At 37.6% G+C, this 19,821-nt stretch carries 20 protein-coding genes; all 20 read left to right on the top strand.

Annotated features, from left to right (window positions below; translation table 11 throughout):
- The first annotated feature begins 21 nt into the window (after window positions 1–21).
- Window positions 22–576 (top strand): ExbD/TolR family protein, encoded by a 555-nt coding sequence (locus AC06G9_RS22000; RefSeq protein ID WP_045753763.1) that lies wholly within the window; start codon window positions 22–24, stop codon window positions 574–576.
- 36 nt (window positions 577–612) lie between these two features.
- On the top strand, window positions 613–1,503 hold the full coding sequence (locus tag AC06G9_RS21995; RefSeq protein WP_045753762.1) for an energy transducer TonB: 891 nt from the start codon (window positions 613–615) through the stop codon (window positions 1,501–1,503).
- 289 nt (window positions 1,504–1,792) lie between these two features.
- A complete protein-coding gene (locus AC06G9_RS21990; RefSeq protein WP_293926688.1) occupies window positions 1,793–2,728 on the top strand; it encodes a PstS family phosphate ABC transporter substrate-binding protein in 936 nt (311 codons plus the stop codon).
- A 26-nt stretch (window positions 2,729–2,754) separates the two neighbouring features.
- A complete protein-coding gene (locus AC06G9_RS21985; RefSeq protein WP_045753760.1) occupies window positions 2,755–4,473 on the top strand; it encodes a tetratricopeptide repeat protein in 1,719 nt (572 codons plus the stop codon).
- A gap of 104 nt (window positions 4,474–4,577) precedes the next feature.
- Window positions 4,578–4,955 carry an NADH-quinone oxidoreductase subunit A gene (locus AC06G9_RS21980; RefSeq protein WP_045753759.1) on the top strand — a complete coding sequence of 126 codons (378 nt, stop codon included), beginning with the start codon at window positions 4,578–4,580 and terminating at the stop codon, window positions 4,953–4,955.
- Between the two features lie 102 nt (window positions 4,956–5,057).
- Window positions 5,058–5,609, top strand: coding sequence for an NADH-quinone oxidoreductase subunit B (locus tag AC06G9_RS21975; protein ID WP_045753758.1), 552 nt, complete (start codon window positions 5,058–5,060; stop codon window positions 5,607–5,609).
- Window positions 5,602–6,105 carry an NADH-quinone oxidoreductase subunit C gene (locus tag AC06G9_RS21970; RefSeq protein WP_293926684.1) on the top strand — a complete coding sequence of 168 codons (504 nt, stop codon included), beginning with the start codon at window positions 5,602–5,604 and terminating at the stop codon, window positions 6,103–6,105. Before AC06G9_RS21975 ends, AC06G9_RS21970 begins: the two co-directional genes overlap by 8 nt.
- A 20-nt stretch (window positions 6,106–6,125) precedes the next feature.
- Window positions 6,126–7,361, top strand: a complete 1,236-nt coding sequence (locus AC06G9_RS21965; RefSeq protein ID WP_248755174.1) for an NADH-quinone oxidoreductase subunit D — start codon at window positions 6,126–6,128, stop codon at window positions 7,359–7,361.
- Window positions 7,354–7,872, top strand: a complete 519-nt coding sequence (locus AC06G9_RS21960) for an NADH-quinone oxidoreductase subunit NuoE family protein (protein WP_045753756.1) — start codon at window positions 7,354–7,356, stop codon at window positions 7,870–7,872. The genes AC06G9_RS21965 and AC06G9_RS21960 overlap by 8 nt, the downstream gene beginning before the upstream one ends.
- A gap of 1 nt (window position 7,873) precedes the next feature.
- Window positions 7,874–9,229 (top strand): NADH-quinone oxidoreductase subunit NuoF, encoded by a 1,356-nt coding sequence (gene nuoF / locus AC06G9_RS21955; RefSeq protein WP_045753755.1) that lies wholly within the window; start codon window positions 7,874–7,876, stop codon window positions 9,227–9,229.
- A gap of 25 nt (window positions 9,230–9,254) precedes the next feature.
- Window positions 9,255–10,268 carry an NADH-quinone oxidoreductase subunit G gene (locus tag AC06G9_RS21950; protein WP_045753754.1) on the top strand — a complete coding sequence of 338 codons (1,014 nt, stop codon included), beginning with the start codon at window positions 9,255–9,257 and terminating at the stop codon, window positions 10,266–10,268.
- A gap of 1 nt (window position 10,269) precedes the next feature.
- Entirely contained in the window at window positions 10,270–11,310 is a 1,041-nt protein-coding gene (nuoH, locus tag AC06G9_RS21945; protein WP_045753753.1) for an NADH-quinone oxidoreductase subunit NuoH, read from the top strand.
- A gap of 12 nt (window positions 11,311–11,322) precedes the next feature.
- Complete coding sequence (locus AC06G9_RS21940) at window positions 11,323–11,835, top strand: NuoI/complex I 23 kDa subunit family protein (protein ID WP_045753752.1); 513 nt, start codon at window positions 11,323–11,325, stop codon at window positions 11,833–11,835.
- Window positions 11,836–11,845: 10 nt separating this feature from the next.
- Window positions 11,846–12,343 carry an NADH-quinone oxidoreductase subunit J family protein gene (locus AC06G9_RS21935; RefSeq protein ID WP_094771699.1) on the top strand — a complete coding sequence of 166 codons (498 nt, stop codon included), beginning with the start codon at window positions 11,846–11,848 and terminating at the stop codon, window positions 12,341–12,343.
- Window positions 12,343–12,672: an NADH-quinone oxidoreductase subunit NuoK gene (nuoK, locus tag AC06G9_RS21930; protein WP_045753750.1), complete on the top strand. Its 330-nt coding sequence runs from the start codon at window positions 12,343–12,345 to the stop codon at window positions 12,670–12,672. The genes AC06G9_RS21935 and nuoK overlap by 1 nt, the downstream gene beginning before the upstream one ends.
- Before the next feature lie 32 nt (window positions 12,673–12,704).
- Window positions 12,705–14,624, top strand: a complete 1,920-nt coding sequence (nuoL, locus tag AC06G9_RS21925) for an NADH-quinone oxidoreductase subunit L (protein WP_480957245.1) — start codon at window positions 12,705–12,707, stop codon at window positions 14,622–14,624.
- A 25-nt stretch (window positions 14,625–14,649) separates the two neighbouring features.
- Complete coding sequence (locus tag AC06G9_RS21920; RefSeq protein ID WP_293926661.1) at window positions 14,650–16,095, top strand: complex I subunit 4 family protein; 1,446 nt, start codon at window positions 14,650–14,652, stop codon at window positions 16,093–16,095.
- A gap of 36 nt (window positions 16,096–16,131) precedes the next feature.
- On the top strand, window positions 16,132–17,511 hold the full coding sequence (locus tag AC06G9_RS21915) for an NADH-quinone oxidoreductase subunit N (RefSeq protein WP_480957244.1): 1,380 nt from the start codon (window positions 16,132–16,134) through the stop codon (window positions 17,509–17,511).
- Window positions 17,512–17,623: 112 nt separating this feature from the next.
- Window positions 17,624–18,250 carry an RNA polymerase sigma-70 factor gene (locus AC06G9_RS21910; RefSeq protein ID WP_293926655.1) on the top strand — a complete coding sequence of 209 codons (627 nt, stop codon included), beginning with the start codon at window positions 17,624–17,626 and terminating at the stop codon, window positions 18,248–18,250.
- A 229-nt stretch (window positions 18,251–18,479) separates the two neighbouring features.
- Window positions 18,480–19,676, top strand: coding sequence for a FecR family protein (locus AC06G9_RS21905; RefSeq protein WP_480957243.1), 1,197 nt, complete (start codon window positions 18,480–18,482; stop codon window positions 19,674–19,676).
- The last annotated feature ends 145 nt before the right edge of the window (window positions 19,677–19,821 follow it).

Below are 19,821 nucleotides of genomic sequence, written 5' to 3'. Positions count from 1 at the left end.
TGATTTAATAAAAAGACATAAATGGCAGAATTAAATCAAGACAGTGGTAAGGGCGGAAAAGGTGGTAAAGTAAGATCAAAGAAAAACGGTGGTAAAGTCGATTTGACAGCCATGGTTGATTTAGCGTTCTTATTGATTACTTTCTTCATGCTAACTACGTCTTTAAATAAACCACAAGCAATGGATGTTGCGATGCCTGATAAAAATAAAGTTAAAGATGAGCAATCTGAAGTATTAACAGCAGATAATCGTTCGGTAACTGTTTTATTAGGATCTGACAACAAAGTTTCTTGGTATTACGGACAGGTTAAAGCACCTATAGAAGGTCCTACGGTTGCAGGATTCGGCGCTGATGGTATACGCAAGGTTTTAATTGAGAAAAAAGCTTACGTTCCTCGTGTTGCGGGCGGAAAAGATGTAATCGTGATTATCAGACCTAGTGATATGTCTACACAAAAAGATCTTGTTGACATCCTTGATGAGATGAAGATCGTAGATATTAAACGTTATATGATTGCGAAAATTAGTCCTGAAGAAATAGATGTTTTAAAACGTGATAATATCTATAATGACTAAGTTAGTCTTTATACAAATCACGAAAACTATAGAAATATGATTGGGTCAAAATTAGATATTTTTAAAAAGGAATGGCTTGATGTAGTATTTCAAGGCAGAAATAAGGAGTATGGAGCTTATGAGCTTCGTAAACTAGCTCCTAAAGCTACCAACGTTGGTTTGTTGGCAGTGGTAGTTGCCGTAGTACTATTAAGTCTTCTTAAATTATTCGGAGGAAGTCTATTTCCTGATAAACCTATTGAAGCCGCTCCAGTTATTACCGAAGTGACTTTAGAGGATTTGGAGGAAATTAAACCACCGGAGCCAGAAGAAGAAGAGCCACTTCCAATTGAGGAAGAGAAGCCTCAACAAGTTGCAATGGATATACCAAAAGAAGATTTGGTACGTTTTCCAGAGCCAAAAGTAGCTCCGGCTGCTCAGGTAAAAGAGGAAGTTGCTGCTCAGGAAGAGTTCAAGGATGATAAAAAATCACCAGCACGTATGACTTTAAAAGGTAGTGCGGCAGGTTCTTCAGTAGCAAGAGGTGAATTTGGTACTAAGAAGCAAGATGGTGCTATTACTGCAGGTGTGTCCAAAGGTGATCCAAATGGTGATCCAAATGGTGACCAAATCTTTAATGCTGTTGAGGTGCAACCTCAACCTCCTGGAGGAATGGCAGCATTTATGAAATGGGTAGGAGATACATATGAGTATCCTTCTGGAGCTTTAGAAAATGGAATTAATGGCGTAGTAGAGGTTTCCTTTGTCGTTGAAAAGGATGGTAGTTTAACAGATATTTCTGTAAAACGCGATCTTAAATATGGTACAGGTGAAGCTGCAGTTAGGTTGTTGAAAAAAGCTAAAAAATGGAGAGCAGGTATTCAAAATGGTCGTCCAGTACGTGTAGCTTATACATTACCTATCCGCCTAAACACAATTAATCAGTAATTAGTGGCGAATTTTAATTCAAATAATACAAATTACAGACAGAAATCGCCTATAAAGCGATTTCTGTCTATTTTAGGACTATTTATGTTCGGCCTATACTTTGGTTTAGGTCTCTTAGTGATCTTTTGGAAGGATTTACCTTTAGATATCAATCCAACATATAAAACTTTGTTTGGTATTGTACTTATTGTTTATTCCTTTCTGCGTTTTGTAAGGCTATGGCAAAGTAATTTTAATTAAGCCCTTATTACGAATCTGAAATCTTCATTATTTATTAATTGATTGCCATATGAAAAACAGCTTTAAAATAGTTTTAACATTGCTAGTCGCGATTTTAATTTTGGGAAGTTGTAATCGTTCCAAGAAACAAGAAACAACAGCTCCGACTCAGGATATTTTAAGAGGTAAAGTAAATGTCCTTGTTGATGAGACATTATATCCGATTCTTAAGGAACAAGTTGATGTTTTTCAAAGTTCTTACTCAGATGCAACTATTCAGTTACTCGCTAAGCCCGAAATTAAAGCCGTGAATGCCTTGCTTGCTGATTCATCTAGTGTTATTATTTTGACCCGTAAATTGACTGAAGCGGAAGGTAAAAATTTTAAAGATCGAAAAATTATACCCAAAGAGTATCAAATAGGAAGTGATGCAGTGGTATTGATAAATAATATTGCTGATGCAGATACTACAATTACACTTTCTGACGTTAAATCATTGTTAAGTGGTGAGCTTAAAGGTAAGTATAAGGTGGTTTTTGATAATGCTAACTCCAGTACATTGAGATTTTTGAAGGAATACTTATCTATAAATAAGATAGATCCGGCATCGATTTCCGCATTGGAAAAGAATGCAGATGTTATTAAATATGTTAGCGAAAATAAAGGTAGTATCGGTATCGTAGGTTACAATTGGATATTGGATATGGCTCAAAAAAAATCTGATTTATTGAATAAAATTCGTACATTGAGCGTTGAAAATGCATTAGGCGCTAAGAAAGATGGTTTGTTTTATAAACCCTCGCAATCCAATATGTCTTTGGGATTGTACCCTTTTACGAGACCTATTTATGTTTTGAATTATCAACCGAATATGGGCTTGGGTCTAGGGTTTAGTGCTTTCTTAACGGGCGACAGGGGACAACGCATTATATTAAAAGCAGGTTTGCTTCCTGTGACAATGCCAGGTAGAGAGATTATCATAAGAGAAGAAAATAGTTTAAATTAGAATATAAAATAGTACAACAATAGATTATGACAAACAGTAAATTATTATTTAGTCTGTTATTAGCAGGTTCTGTTGGCACAGCAAGTGCACAAAGTTTAAAGGATGCTAGAGCGGCTATTGAAACAGAAAACTACGGTAAGGCAAAAACAATTTTGCAACAATTAGTAAGTAAACAAGCTAAAGTTGGGGATAATTACTTCTATTTAGGTCAGATTTATTTAGTTAATGATAAGCCTGATTCAGCAGCGATTATGTTTAATCAAGGTTTAGCAGCTGATCCAAAATCATTGATTAACAATGTTGGTTTGGGTTATATTGATTTATTGAAAAAGGACAAAGCATCTGCTGAGTCTAAATTTTCTGCTGCAAGTGCTAATTTAAAGAAAAAGGATTACGAAGAATTGTTGGAAATTGGACGTGCTTATATTAAAGCTCCAGAGCCAGACTATGCAAAAGCTTTAGATTACTTAACACAAGCCAAAGCAAAGAATACTAAAGATGCTGCTATTCCATTGGCATTAGGTGATGCTTATAGAGGATTGAAAGAAGCAAGTAGTGCTTATACAAGCTACAGTGATGCTGCTGAATTAGATCCTGCATCAGTTCGTGCAAAAATTGGTCTCGCTGTTATCGTTCGTGGTGCACAGGCTTATGATGAGGCGATTGCTCAATTAACGACCATTACAGAAGAAAATCCTACATATGCACCTACTTACCGTGAGTTAGCAGAGACCTACAATATGTGGTCAAAAGCTCCAGGTACATCTGATGAGAAATATGTAGAATTGAATAAAAAAGGGGTTGAGCAGTATAAAAAATACTTAGAAGTCAATGGAGATAACTCTTTGGAAGCAAAGATTCGTTACGCCGATTTCTTGGTATATGCTAGACAATATGATGAGTTAGGAACTGTTTCAGAGGAGTTAGCTAAAAATCCTGATGTAGATCCAAAAATCTATCGTTACTTAGCTTATAACGCTTTTAGAAATAAAGAATACACAAAATCTGCTGAATATTTAGAAAAAATGTTTGCTAAGATGGATGCTACACGTATCATTCCATTAGATCATATGTATGCCGGTTTATCTGATGTCGCAAACAAAAAGGTGGAGTCAGGTATCGTTCATATTCAGAAAGCAATCGATGCAGATAAAGAATTGTTAGCTGAAGTGGCAGAAACGGCCTTTGCTAAATATCAAGATCAAGAAACTGCAACTGCAGTATCTTTGTTTGAAATCATCGCCAAGTATCCTGATACTGACTACTACTATGATTCAAATTATTATGCTGGTGAGGGTAACTATTTAATTGGTTTCAAAAAAGATCAAGAAAGTAAAGATGAGGAAGGAAAAGTTATCAATCAAGCTTTAAGAGATGAAGCGATTGCTGCCTTTGTAGAATCTCAAGCCCAATTAGCTATAATTGAAAAAGCGACTAAGCCTGAAGTATTAGACAAGTATCTAATTACCGCATTGTATTACAAAGCTTTTTCAGCATTAGGAGCTGATAATTTAGAAGCACCTAAAGGAGATTTCGTAGCTCCTTTTGAAAAATTAATCCAAGTGGTTAATGAAAAAGGAACACAAGAGAAAAATAAAGCATATTTAATTGATGCGCATACTTATATTGGTTTCTATCAATATAACAAAAATGAAATTGCAAAAGCAAAAGCTAGTTTTCAAGAGGTTTTAAAATTAGATCCTGAAAATGAAAGCGCTAAATCTTATTTAGAAGGTTTAAAATAAGCTGATCAATATTTTGAAAAAAGGGTGAAACATTTGTTTCACCCTTTTTTGATTTACCCTATTTTTTTCTTAAATTTAGGTTTTACCAATATAAACATTTTGATATGGAACAAGTTAGTGCAAATGCACCAATTGATTATTTACCAATTTTATTCCAACTTATTGTTGCAGCAGGATTTGGTATTGGAACCATTATTATTACACATTTAATTGGACCCAAAGTTCGTACTGAAAACAAATTATCTTCTTTTGAATCTGGTGTAGAAGTGATAGGCAATGCTAGACAGCCCTTTTCCATCAAATATTTTTTAGTGGCCATCTTGTTTGTCATTTTTGATGTTGAAGTTATCTTTATGTATCCTTGGGCTGTTAATTTTCGAGATTTTGGTTTCGAAGGTTTGATTCAGATGTTTGTCTTTATGGGTATGTTGCTTTTAGGATTCATCTATGTCATCAAAAAGAAAGCATTGAACTGGGATTAGAATAGTTCTAAATTATGCTAACCGCTTGATTTTTATTCAGAAAATGTTAGTTTTGATATGTGCGAAGGCACACAACTATAAACCACTTTAAATTATATTTCCATGAGCGATATTAAGTTGGCCAAAGCACCTCCGGGAGTTGAGGGCGCTGGTTTTTTTGCCACGAGTTTAGATAAAGCGATTGGCTTGGCGCGTTCAAATTCTTTATGGCCATTGCCTTTTGCCACTTCTTGTTGTGGAATTGAGTTTATGGCCACGATGGGGTCAACTTATGATCTTGCTCGCTTTGGTGCAGAAAGACCAAGCTTTTCTCCTCGTCAAGCTGATATGCTATTGGTAATGGGTACAATTGCAAAAAAAATGGCACCCGTTTTAAAGCAGGTCTATACACAAATGGCGGAACCACGTTGGGTAATTGCTGTGGGTGCTTGTGCATCTAGCGGAGGTATTTTTGATACTTATTCTGTTTTGCAAGGTATTGATGAAATCATTCCAGTAGATGTATATGTGCCTGGTTGTCCACCAAGACCTGAGGCAATTTTAGATGGCGTACTACGTTTGCAGGATATTGTGAAAAGTGAGTCTTTAAATAGAAGAAATACTCCTGAATATAGAGCTTTGTTAGAAAAATATGGAATAGAAACTTATGAGTAAATTTGATAACACCTATTTATTAGATAAGTTAATTTCTCAATTTGGTACCGATGTTTCACCACTCCGTGATGAATATGATCTTTTGACTGTTCATGTAAATGTTGATGCCATTATTGATGTTTTAACTTTTCTAAAATATGATGAAGAATTACAATTTATTCATCTGACAGATATTACTGCTGTTCATTATCCACTTCAAAAAAAGGCTTTTGAAATTGTATATCATGTCAATAGTTTGATTAATAATATTCGTATTCGTGTTAAAGTGGAGGTGGATGGTATAGATCCAGCAATTCCAACAGCAACTACCATTTGGAAAGGTGCAAATTGGATGGAGCGCGAAACATATGATTTTTATGGAATCCAATTTTTGGGTCATCCAGATTTAAGACGGATTTTAAATGTAGATGATATGGAAGTCTTTCCAATGCGAAAAGAATATCCATTAGAAGATCCAAATCGTGTCGATAAGAAAGATCTTTATTTCGGCCGTTAAAGTTAAAAAGCAGACCAATTATGAGCGATTTTATTACCAAGATATCCCCCAATAAACCTGTATATGAAGATAACGATCCTCAGGATGAGTTAATCACTTTGAATATTGGTCCGACGCATCCTGCTACACATGGCGTGTTTCAAAATGTTGTTCAGATTGATGGAGAGCGGATCGTAAGTGGTGTGTCAACAATCGGTTATATCCATCGTGCTTTTGAGAAGATCGCTGAGCACAGACCTTTTTATCAAATAACACCTTTAACAGACAGATTGAATTATTGTTCTGCTCCTATTAATAATATGGGCTGGCATATGACTGTTGAAAAGTTATTAAAAATAGAAATTCCCAAACGTGTACAATATATGCGTGTTATTGTGATGGAATTGGCGCGTATAGCAGATCATATTATCTGTAATGGGATTCTTGGTGTTGATACAGGAGCTTTTTCAGGCTTTTTATATGTCATGCAAGAGCGAGAGTTTATTTATGAGATTTTTGAAGAGATTTGTGGTGCGCGATTGACCACTAATATTGGAAGAATTGGCGGTTTCGAACGAGATTTCAATGATATTGCATTTGCAAAAATTGAAGAGTTTTTAAAACGATTTCCTCCTGTTTTGACCGAATTTATGGAGTTGTTTGATCGCAATCGTATTTTTATTGAGCGTACTTCCGGTATAGCTTCTGTGACAGCGGAAGAGGCTTTGGATTATAGTTGGTCCGGTCCTATTTTACGCGCTACAGGGGTGGATTATGATATTCGGGTTCAAAATCCTTACTGTTCCTATGAAGAGTTTGATTTTGAAGTCCCTGTTGGCACCAAAGGTGATGTCTATGATCGCTATATGGTGCGTAACGAAGAAATGTGGCAGTCTATGCGGATTATCGAGCAGGCGCTATCTAAAATAGCAAATGAGCCTAAAGGAGTTTTCCATGCTGATGTTCCTGAGTTCTATTTACCTCCAAAAGAACAGGTATATACCAACATGGAGGCATTGATCTATCATTTCAAAATTGTTATGGGTGAGGTGGAAACTCCGAAGGCGGAAGTTTATCATGCTGTAGAGGGTGCCAATGGAGAATTAGGATTTTATCTGGTGCACGATGGTGGACGTACGCCATATCGTTTACATTTCAGACGGCCTTCTTTTATCAATTATCAAATGTTTGCTCCTATGAGTGCAGGTATGTTACTTTCGGACGCAATTCTTAATATGAGTAGTCTTAACGTTATTGCAGGAGAATTAGATGCTTAGTGTCAAACATAATGAGATTGTTGAATTTTCTTCAACATTGCTAAATCAATTTGCTGAAGTAGTGGCGCGTTTCCCAGAGGGAAGGCAAAAATCGGCTTTACTTCCTATTTTACATTTAGTACAGGCTGAATTTGGATGGTTAAGTCCTGATGCCATGAATAAAGTTGCTGGCTATTTGGGTATTGAACCTATTGAGGTCTACGAGGTGGCCACTTTTTATACGATGTATTTATTACAGCCACAAGGAAAATATGTTTTGGAAGTCTGCCGTACCGGACCCTGTTGTTTGGTTGGTGCCGAACGTATTATGACGCACCTGGAGAATAAATTGGGCGTGAAAGAAGGTGAAGTGACGGCTGATGGCTTATTTTCTTGGCGGGGAGTTGAATGTCTTGCCGCATGCGGATATGGACCTGTCTTGCAGATAGGCCCTGAATATACGTTTTATGAAAACTTGACAGAAGCTAGTGTCGATCAATTAATAGATGATTTAAGCTCAAAAACGAATTAAAATGGCACGTAAACTTTTGCTAACACATATTGATGTTCCGGGAATCCAAACTTTCGAAGTATATCGTCAACAAGGGGGGTATCGTGCTGTAGAAAAAGCACTTAAGACGATGTCTCCTGATGATGTTGTTGAAGAAGTTAAGAAATCAGGTCTTCGTGGAAGAGGCGGAGCAGGATTTCCTACCGGAATGAAGTGGAGCTTCTTGGCAAAACCAGAAGGTGTGCCTCGTTATTTAGTCTGCAATGGTGATGAATCTGAACCTGGCACTTTTAAAGACCGGTTTTTGATGACCCACATTCCGCATGCGCTATTGGAAGGTATGATTGTTTCCAGCTATGCTTTGGGAGCTAAAACTTCTTATATCTATGTTAGAGGTGAGATGATGCCCCAAATCCGTATTCTGGAACGGGCGATAGAGGAAGCAAAATCTGCTGGTTTTTTAGGTAAAAATATCTTGGGATCGGGCTATGATTTAGAAATTTATGTTCAACCGGGTGCTGGAGCTTATATATGTGGAGAAGAGACCGCTCTGTTGGAATCTTTAGAAGGTAAAAGAGGTAACCCGCGGATAAAGCCGCCATTTCCAGCAATAGCTGGCTTATACGGTTGTCCAACTGTTGTCAACAATGTTGAATCAATTGCGGCAACTGTCCCCATTATCAATGATGGAGGTGAAGAATATGCCAAAATTGGTATTGAACGGAGTACGGGTACAAAATTAATATCTGCCAGCGGTAATTTGCTGAAACCAGGTGTATATGAAATAGAATTGGGTTTGTCTGTCGAAGAATTTATCTATTCCGATGAATATTGTGGAGGTATGGCAAATGGGAAGAAATTGAAAGCAGTTGTGGCTGGAGGTTCTTCTGTTCCCATTTTACCTGCAAATTTGATCTTAAAAACGGCGAATGGTCAAAATCGATTAATGACTTATGAATCCTTAGCTGATGGAGGCTTCCAAACGGGAACTTCGATGGGCTCTGGTGGTTTCATTGCTTTCGATGAGGATCAATGCATTGTCCGTAATACGTGGAATTTTAGTCGTTTTTATCATCATGAAAGTTGTGGACAGTGTTCTCCTTGTCGTGAAGGAACAGGATGGATGGAAAAAGTGTTGCATAAAATTGAGACGGGGCATGGTAGTTTGTCAGATATTGAATTGCTTTGGGATATCCAAAGACGTATAGAAGGAAATACCATATGTCCTTTAGGGGATGCTGCAGCATGGCCAGTTGCAGCAGCGATTCGTCATTTTAGAGATGAGTTTGAATGGCACATCAATCATCCAGAGGATGCATTGACAAGAAATTATGGATTAGCACATTATGCAGATCCTTTAGTACCGATTGTTTCTTAATTAGATTGATAAACGAGATACGAAGATGGCAGAAGAGGTAAAATTGAAAGTTATTATAGATGGTATTCCTGTAGAAGTAACACCAGGCACTACGATTTTGAACGCGGCACGTCAGATCGGTGGAGATATTGTTCCTCCAGCGATGTGTTACTATTCCAAATTGGAGGGCACTGGGGGTAAATGCCGTACCTGTCTGGTTAAGGTATCAAAAGGATCGGAAAAAGATCCTCGTCCGATGCCCAAGCTGGTTGCTTCATGTCGAACAACGGTTATGGATGGTATGGAAGTTGAAAATATCACTTCACCTGATGTTGTCGAGGCACGTAAAGCTATCGTCGAAATGTTACTTATAAATCATCCACTGGACTGCCCTATTTGTGATCAGGCTGGAGAGTGTAAATTGCAAGATTTGGGTTTTGAGCATGGTTCTGCGCAGACACGCTATGAGTTTGATCGCCGTACATTTGAACGTATTGACATTGGAGAGAAAATACAATTGCATATGAATCGATGCATTTTATGCTATCGCTGTGTATTTGTTGCGGATCAGATCACAGATAAACGTGTCCATGGTATTATAGGACGTGGAGACCATGCCGAGATTTCGACTTATATCCAAAATGTCGTTGAAAATGACTTTTCAGGAAATGTCATTGATGTATGTCCGGTAGGTGCTTTGACAGATCGAACTTTCCGATTTAAGAACCGTGTTTGGTTTACAAAACCTGTAGATGCGCATCGTGATTGTCCCACTTGCTCAGGTAAGGTGACTTTATGGTATAAAGGGGCTGATGTGATACGTGTGACCGCAAGGAAAGATGAATTTGGTGAAGTAGAAGAATTTATCTGTAATACCTGTCGCTATGATAAAAAAGAAACTCGCGATTGGAAATTAGAGGAACCAACGCCAATTAGCGATCAATCTGTGATTGCTTCTAATCATTACACGCGTTTTAATCCACCAGCAGTTATTGAAAATGATCCTGTACTACAGGAACAAAATTTAGAACAACTGGCTAGAACTGAAAAATTGAAATAATATGGAGTGGTCATTTGTCATCGAAAAATTTGCCCTTGTCACAATTGTATTTGTTGTCACACTTGTGATCGCGATGTACTCGACATTGGCGGAGCGTAAGATTGCTGGATTTATGCAGGATCGTTACGGTCCAGACCGAGCAGGAATTTTTGGCTTATTGCAACCATTCTGTGATGGTGGGAAATTCTTTTTTAAAGAAGAAATCATTCCTGCCGGAGCACATAAGGCTTTATTTATCATCGGTCCCACTATTGCTATCATTACAGCATGCATCAGTTCTGCTGTTATTCCATGGGGCCAATCGTTAACGATCGGTGATCGTGTAATTTCACTACAAGTTGCGGATGTGAATGTCGGTATTCTTTATATGTTTGGTGTCATTGCATTGGGGGTATATGGTATTATGTTAGGGGGTTGGGCATCGAACAATAAATTTTCTCTGATGGGGGCTATTCGAGCTGCTTCACAGAGTATCAGTTATGAGATCGCAATGGGATTATCCATTATTGCTTTATTGATGATTACAGGATCACTATCCCTAAAAGAGATCGTTGCAGACCAATCGGGATTTGTTAATTGGAATATTTGGTCTCAACCGTTAGGTTTTATCATTTTTATGGTTTGTGCTTTTGCGGAGTGTAACCGTGTTCCATTTGATTTGCCAGAATGTGAGACCGAATTGGTCGGAGGTTATCATACAGAATACTCTTCGATGAAATTGGGACTCTATATGTTCTCTGAATATATCAATATGTTTGTTTCTTCGGCATTAATGGCTTCTCTTTATTTCGGAGGGTATAATTTCCCTTTTATGAATGACTTAGGTCTTTCGGAGAATTGGATAACGATTCTAGGCGTATTGGCGTTCTTTATTAAAATATTTGCTTTTATCTTTTTCTTTATGTGGGTGCGATGGACTTTACCAAGATTCCGTTATGACCAATTAATGAATCTGGGATGGAAGATGTTAATCCCTTTAGCCATAGCAAATATCGTTTTAACAGGAATTATTACATTGATTAAGGATACATATTTTTCATAGAAAGGAACCGTTATGCAACCACTAAGTAATAGGAAAAAAGTTTTAGAACAGAAACCGATGAATTTTATGGAAAGGATTTATTTCCCAGCCATTGTAAAAGGTTTGTCCATTACGTTAAGACATTTTTTTAAAAAAATACCTACGATTAAATATCCCGAGCAACAACGACCTTTTTCTAAAAATTTTAGGGGACAACACTCTTTAAAACGAGATGAAGAAGGGCGTGAGCGTTGTACAGCTTGTGGATTATGCGCCTTGTCATGTCCCGCAGAGGCGATCACGATGATTGCTGCTGAGCGAAAAAATGACGAAAAGCATTTATACCGAGAAGAGAAATATGCCGCAGTATATGAAATCAATATGCTCCGTTGTATTTTCTGTGGTCTTTGCGAAGAAGCATGTCCTAAAGAAGCCATTTATTTGGATGGACCACATGTGACCGCCGATTATTTACGTAAAGATTTCATTTATGGAAAAGATAAGTTGGTAGAACCAAAATTTGATATTACAAAGTTGAATAGTTAATCAAAGACTTATGACCGTTTTTTATTTAGTTGCTTTCCTTTCTATTTTTTTCGCGCTGATGACCATCTTCACGAAAAACCCGGTGCATAGTGTTCTGTATCTCGTAATTACGTTTTTTACATTTACCATTCACTATATTTTATTAAATGCACAGTTTTTGGCTGTGGTGAATTTCATTGTATATATGGGTGCAATTATGGTGCTCTTTTTATTTGTACTGATGTTGTTGAATCTCAATAAAGATACAGAGCCTATGAAATCCAATCTAGTAAAAATGATGGGTGTGATTGCAGGTTGCTGTTTGGTAGTTGTTCTTTTTGGTGCATTTCGAGTTTTTGACTTGTCAAATCCTTTGATTGTAAAAGATCCTGATATCGGTTTAGTGAAAAATTTGGGAAAAGTGTTATTTAAAGAGTTCCTGCTTCCGTTTGAATTGTCTTCGATTCTATTGTTAACGGCTATGATTGGGGCAGTTTTATTGGCGAAAAAAGAAACAAGGAAAGTATAATGGAAGCAGCAATTCAACAATTACAAGGTGTTCCAATCAATCATTATTTGATTTTTTGCAGTATAATTTTCGTCATTGGTGTTATCGGTGTTCTTATTCGTCGCAATGTCATCATTATGATGATGTCGATTGAATTGATGTTGAACGCCGTTAATCTTTTATTAGCCGCATTTTCAGTACAACATGGTGATGCGTCGGGCCAAGTATTTGTATTCTTTATCATGGCGCTGGCAGCAGCAGAGGTTGCAGTCGGTTTAGCGATTATTATTATGGTATATCGAAATACGAAGTCAGTAGACATTGAGTCTTTACATAAACTTCGTTGGTAATTTAGAGCATTAAAAAAAGAAAGATAATAGCTATGCGTGATTTAATTTGGTTAATTCCTTTATTGCCCTTGATTGGATTTCTGATTAATGGGTTAGGACGACAGGTACTTTCAAAAGGTTTGGTAGGTTTTATCGGTAGTGCTACCGTATTTGTTTCCTTTCTATTGAGTTGTACCCTATTTGCATCTATTTATGAGGACCGTATAAATGGTGAAAGTGGAATTATACTGCATCATATTTTTGATTGGATCAAGATTGGGAATTTAGATATTTCTCTTTCTTTTCTGGTCGATCCTTTAAGTGCAATTATGTTACTCGTTGTAACGGGTATAGGATTTTTAATACATATCTACTCGATTGGATATATGCATCAGGATGCTGGCTTTGCCAAATATTTTGCCTATCTGAATTTGTTTATCTTTTTTATGCTGCTGCTCGTGATGGGCTCGAATTACTTGGTCATGTTTATTGGCTGGGAAGGGGTAGGACTATGTTCCTATTTATTGATTGGCTTTTGGTATAAAAATAGTGATTATGGCGCAGCAGCCAAAAAGGCTTTTGTTATGAATCGCATTGGTGATTTGGGTTTTCTCTTGGCTGTTTTCTTTATATTTAATGCATTTGGTTCTTTAGAATTTGCAACGGTTTTTCAATCTGCAAAAAACTATCCTGTAGGGGATATGACCTTATTAACGATTACACTTTTATTATTTGTTGCAGCGACGGGTAAGTCTGCTCAGATCCCTTTATTTACCTGGCTACCGGACGCTATGGCTGGACCGACACCTGTATCAGCTCTAATACACGCTGCTACCATGGTGACCGCTGGGATATATATGATCGCCCGTTCTAATATTATGTTTGTTCTTTCTCCTCTTACGCTTCAGGTCATTGCAATAGTAGGTGTCTGCACTGCACTTTTTGCAGCAGCAGTTGCACTAACACAAAATGATATCAAGAAAGTATTGGCCTATTCGACCGTGTCGCAGCTAGGTTATATGTTCTTAGGCTTAGGAGTAGGTGCATTTACTGGAGCTTTCTTTCATGTATTGACCCACGCATTCTTTAAAGCTTTATTATTTTTAGGTGCAGGATCAGTTATTCACGGGATGAGCAATGAGCAAGATATGCGTAAGATGGGCGGTTTAAAAAAAGCGTTGCCTGTCACCTATATCACGATGTTGATTGGTACTATTGCCATTTCGGGGATTCCTCCCTTTTCCGGTTTCTTCTCTAAAGACGAAATTTTAGCTCATGCTTTTGCTGCTAACCCAGTTTTTTGGATTTTGGGATTTGCCGGAGCTTTGATGACTGCTTTTTATATGTTCAGATTGATTTATCTCACGTTTTTCGGAACTTTTAGGGGTACGGAAGAGCAAAAACATCACTTACATGAGTCTCCTAAATCGATGACTTTCCCCCTAATCATGTTGGCTGTATTATCTATTTTTGGTGGAGTCTTAAATCTTCCAGAGGTATTAGGGGGAAATGCTTGGTTGGCTAATTTCTTATCCCCCGTATTTGCAGATGGTGCTCGTCTACAACATACGCATGCCATTGCGCATAGTACAGAATATATGTTAATGGGCGTATCTATTGTTGGAGTTTTAGTAATGGCATTTGTTGCTTACAATAAATATGTCAAGCAAGGGGTTGTTCCGCAGCATGATCAAGTGGCAAGGACTGGCCTTGCAAAACTTTCTTATCATAAATTTTATGTCGATGAAATCTATGATCAATTGATTGTAAAACCGATTAATTGGTTATCTGTATTTTTTGCACAGGTTGTAGATGCTTCAGGCATCGATGGTTTGGTCAATGCAATTGGTAGATCATCATTTATGACAGGAAAGGGAGTACGTCTTTTACAAAGTGGAAATGTAGGTTTCTATCTTTTACTGATGGTAGTTGGGGCAATTGCCATCTTTATATACGGTTTATTGAGTTTTTAACATTGTAATAGCTATTTGATAATCAATGGATAACCTATTTTTACTTATTTTAACCCCTATCATTGGCGCAATCTTTTTACTATTTGTATGTCAACATGCATTAGCGAAAAAAGGGGCGTTGATTTTGTCTTTGATCACGTTGGGTCTGACTATTCCTTTTATTTGTCAATTCAATGCTTCAGGTGACTTTAATTATGAACAATCCTATCCATGGATTGCTGCTCTTGGAGTAAATTTTCATATTGGTATTGACGGTATTAGTTTGCCTTTATTGGTTTTAACAAATGTTTTAGTGCCATTGATTGTGCTCACGACTTTTAAAAAACCTTTTAAAGGTGATTTCTATGCATTGATGTTTTTCATGCAAAGCGGTTTGATGTTAGTGTTCTCTGCTATGGATGCTTTTACATTTTATGTGGGATGGGAAGCTGCTTTAATTCCGATTTATTTTATATGTGCATTGTGGGGTGATGGAGATCGAATTCGAGTTAATTTAAAGTTCTTTGTCTATACGTTTTTTGGTAGTTTATTGATGTTGATTGCCATATTATATCTACACCAACAGGTTGCTACCCATGATTTTGAATGGCATTCTTTTGTATCACTCGATTTGGATGCTTCTACACAACGTTGGATATTTTGGGCATTCTTTATTGCTTTTGCTATTAAAATACCCATTTTTCCTTTTCATACTTGGCAACCCAATACGTATACTCATGCTCCTGCTGCAGGCACGATGCTATTAGCGGGGATTATGTTGAAAATGGGTGTTTACGGTTTATTGCGTTGGTTATTGCCCGTTGTGCCAGAAGCTGTTGCCAGCTATGGTCAACTAGTGATGGTTTTATGTGTTTTTGCTGTTGTATATGCTTCCATCATTGCTATCCAGCAACAGGATGCTAAGCGACTGATCGCGTATTCGTCTATTGCTCACGTCGGATTAATTAGTGCAGGTGTGTTTACCTGGAATTTAACGGGTATGAGTGGTGCTATGATGCAGATGGTTAATCATGGGATATCTGTTGTTGGTTTATTTTTCGTACTTGATATCATTCAAGATCGAACCGGTTCAAGGGATTTAAGAGATTTAGGCGGTATTGCAAAGCAAGCTCCACGATTGGCAATTGTGTTTTTGATTATCGTAATGGGAGCAATTGGCTTACCATTAACCAATGGTTTTATTGGTGAATTTTTACTATTAAAAGGCATTTATGAATATGGCATTTGGTATGCAGTTTTCGGAGGATTAACTTTGATTTTGGGAGCTGTCTATATGTTAAGGTTATACCAAAAAACAATGCTCGGAACAACATCTGAAAAGACTGCGTCTTTTGCAGATATTTCTGGTGTCGAATTATATACACTAATAATCATTTCAGCATTGATTATTTATTTAGGAATTTTTCCAAATAGCTTATTGCATATTTCTTCAGAGTCATTGGCTGTATTAACGACCTTCCTCGGAAGATAATTTTAGACTTAAACTTTACGAATAATAGATTCGATTATGGGGGCGATTATTACATTATCAATATTAGCATTATTGGTACTTTATTTAGGATTATTTAAAGCAAATAAATCATTATTACCGGTATCCTTAGTTGGACTCCTTGTCGTCATCGGTCTATTGATCAATGACTGGAAAGGAGTAGCTATACCTTTATATAACGGCATGGTCTTATTTGATCATTATGCGGTAGCATTCTCCATACTTTGTACCGTGATTACGCTCCTGGTTTTTATACTATCTAAAGGGTATTTCACGTCTTCTAGTGATCATGTGGCAGAATATTATACCTTATTATTATTCTCCTTAACTGGAGCAGTGTTGGTCAATAGTTTCCACAATTTGGCACTATTGTTTTTAGGGATAGAGATTATGTCTGTTGCCTTATATATCTTGGTAGGGATAAGAAAAAAGGATCCTGCTTCCAATGAGGCAGCGATTAAGTATTTCATTATGGGAGCGTTTTCTACCGGATTTTTGCTCTTCGGTATCACTTTGTTATATGGCGCTTCAGGATCCTTTGATCTTGCCATGATTAAAGGTTATGTCACCAGTCATCCTAATGAGATCTCTCCACTTTTTTACGGCGGTATATTATTGATGATTATCGGTCTGATTTTCAAAGTCGGTGCCGCACCTTTTCATTTCTGGACTGCAGATGTTTATGATGGAGCTCCGATCTTGATTACGAGCTTTATGAGTACTGTTGTTAAGATTGCATCTTTTGCCGGCTTGCTTCGTTTGTTTACTTTCTCCCTATTACCTTTACAGGATTTTTGGATACCAATCTTTTTGGGAATCGCTATAATCACGTTATTTATAGGTAATCTGTCAGCATTAATGCAATCGTCATTTAAAAGAATGTTGGTGTATTCCAGTATTTCACATGCAGGGTATATGCTGTTTGCTATTATTGGTGTAGGAATAAACTCTGCCAATGCTATTTTTCTGTACGGAGCTTCCTATTCTTTAGCTACTCTAACTGCTTTTGCCGGATTGATTTTAGTGAAACGCGCTATAGGTTCAGATCATTTCGAGTCCTTCAATGGGTTAGCAAAAAAGAACCCCTATTTAGCAGCTATCCTGACTATAGCGATGCTATCGTTAGCAGGTATTCCACTTACAGCAGGCTTTATTGGAAAATTTATGATGTTCAGCGCTGTAATGGCTGATTATCATATTCTGTTATTGATTTTAGCGGTTTTGAATGCGGCAGTTGCGGTTTACTACTATTTAAAGGTGGTGGTAGCGATGTATTTTAGAGGTGGTGAAGGAAAGCATATTCCAATAAATATTAATTATGTTTTACTTTTTATCGTGACCACCGTCTTAACGATTTTAATCGGTGTCTACCCAAACTGCTTTATGGGGTTAATTTAGACGGTATAATATTTGTGAATATTGCGTGCATAGTTTATATAAGCTATGCATTTTTTAGTTGGTACTTAGGCAGTAATGGTAAACTTTTGGATAGCGAATAGTTTTTCTATATTTGAGTAAGATTATTTCTACCTATGTTATGGCTTTTAGACCACATTCTAATGAATCTGCATTGATGTTTGCTGCCGCAAATGGTGATGAACGTGCTTTCAGTAAACTGTTTTACTGGTATTATAAACAGTTGGGAGCTTATGTTTTTAAAATAACGGATTCCCAAATTTTAGCTGAAGAGATTGTGCAGGATGCTTTTGTCAAGATCTGGCTACGGCGCAGTACGTTAGAGAATATTACCAGTTTTGGAGCATATCTATTAACGATCTGTCGTCACGATACGTTTAAAGCACTAAAGAAAATAGCGGCACATAAAGTTTTACAGGCAGAATTGGAGCAATATCTGATGCAAGAGGAGGAAATGGCACTTTTGGACAATCCTGCAGAGGAGTTTCGTACTATTATCGCAAAGTCTGTCGAAAAGCTGCCCGAGCAGCAGCGTAAAGTTTATATCATGAGCCGTTATGATCGGCTCAAGTATGAGGAAATTGCTCAAAAACTTGGACTGTCTCCGACCACTGTCAAAAAGCACATCCAGCTTGCGACTAAGTTTATACAAGAAGATATTGCAACCAATAAGTTTGATATCGGATTAATCATTATTCTGACGACTCCATTAATACTTTAAATTTTTAGAGCATATACATATACCGTATTTTTAGATGTTGGATTTAAAAATTGCGTTTTTTTCATCCAAAACCTCCGAGAGCAGTTTTACATTTTATAAGCTGTAGTTTTACTTTTTTTCTTTTTGCTTACTCCCTTTTTCATCTTTATATGCTCTATATATATGAAGCGGCAGATAATTGGATTGGAAATCCTCTTGATATCTGTCCGGATTTTGAGAAAAGTAAATTATGCAAGCAAGATTTGATTATTTATTTTGGCGTTATATCGAACGAAAGGCCAGCTCACTAGAGTACAAAGAGTTTTATAACTGTGTTCATAGTGGTGGCTTTGATCAGCGGTTACAGGAATTGATGGATGACAGCGCCAAAGTAACTGGTGTTAATGAAGTTGCTGATGATTGCTTTCGACCTGGAGCAGCAGAGCGTATGCTTGCTCAGGTTTTTATTGAATCGCCAGTTGAGATGCGGATTTCTCCGAACAAAGTTTGGTTACGTATCGCTATTGCAATTGCAGCCTCACTTTTGCTTTTTATTGGATTATATTTTTATGTGCAGCAGCAAGATATTAGGCTACCAGACATCGCTATTGTAACGGATATTGCTCCTGGAACAACAGGTGCTACACTGACTTTAGCCGATGGTCGGAGCATTCGTTTGACCGAGCAGGAAGAAGGAGCACTTGCATATGAAGCCGGTCTTACGATTCGGAAAACGTCCGATGGACAATTGATCTACGAATTATCCGCTCAGCAGCACCCCGCTTCTGGCAAAGAAAAATTATTGAATAGTCTGAATACTTCGCGTGGTGAAATGTATCAGGTGCGATTGCCTGATGGTACCCGAGTTTATCTCAATGCCTCCACTCAGTTAACTTATAGTCCAAATCTGGTGCAGGAAGGAAAACGTGTTGTGGAGCTGACGGGAGAAGCCTATTTCGAGGTAGCAAAAGACAAATTGCATCCCTTTGTGGTCAAGAGTCCTGGACAAGAAGTAGAAGTATTGGGTACACATTTTAATATAGCCGCATATGCTGATGAGCCTGTGTTCCGTACCACTTTATTGGAGGGGCAGGTGCGTGTTCACGCATCAGGAACGATAGGAAATAGCGACCGTGTGCTGCGTCCAGGTGAACAGGCTACTTTGACAGAGGGCGCATTTATAGTCAACGAGGTGATTGCAACAGATGCCATGAGTTGGACGAAAGGATATTTTCTGTTTAACGACGAGCCCCTGGAGAGCATCATGCGTAAGATAGCCCGATGGTATAATGTAACAGTTGAATATAAACCAGAAGCACCTTTGAACATGAAATTTAACGGAACCGTATCACGCTATGCTCATGTATCACAAGTACTCCGTAAGCTCGAGCTGACCAACGCGGTCCGATTCCATATTGAAAAACGAAAGATTATCGTAGAGCGATAGGAAACCGTTCACAAACTATCCGTTAACCCTAAATAAAGATGAAAAGATGAAAGATACAGAAAATGACAGCTGATTAGTATAGCGACATTCAACAGGATCAGGAGCATGTGGCGTGCCCCTGATCTAATGAGTTGAATTAAACAAA

It is taken from the genome of Sphingobacterium sp. MAE (genome assembly GCF_056711605.1).
The sequence above is the reverse complement of the archived record's forward strand: the minus strand, read 5'-3'. Positions and strand labels throughout refer to the sequence as shown.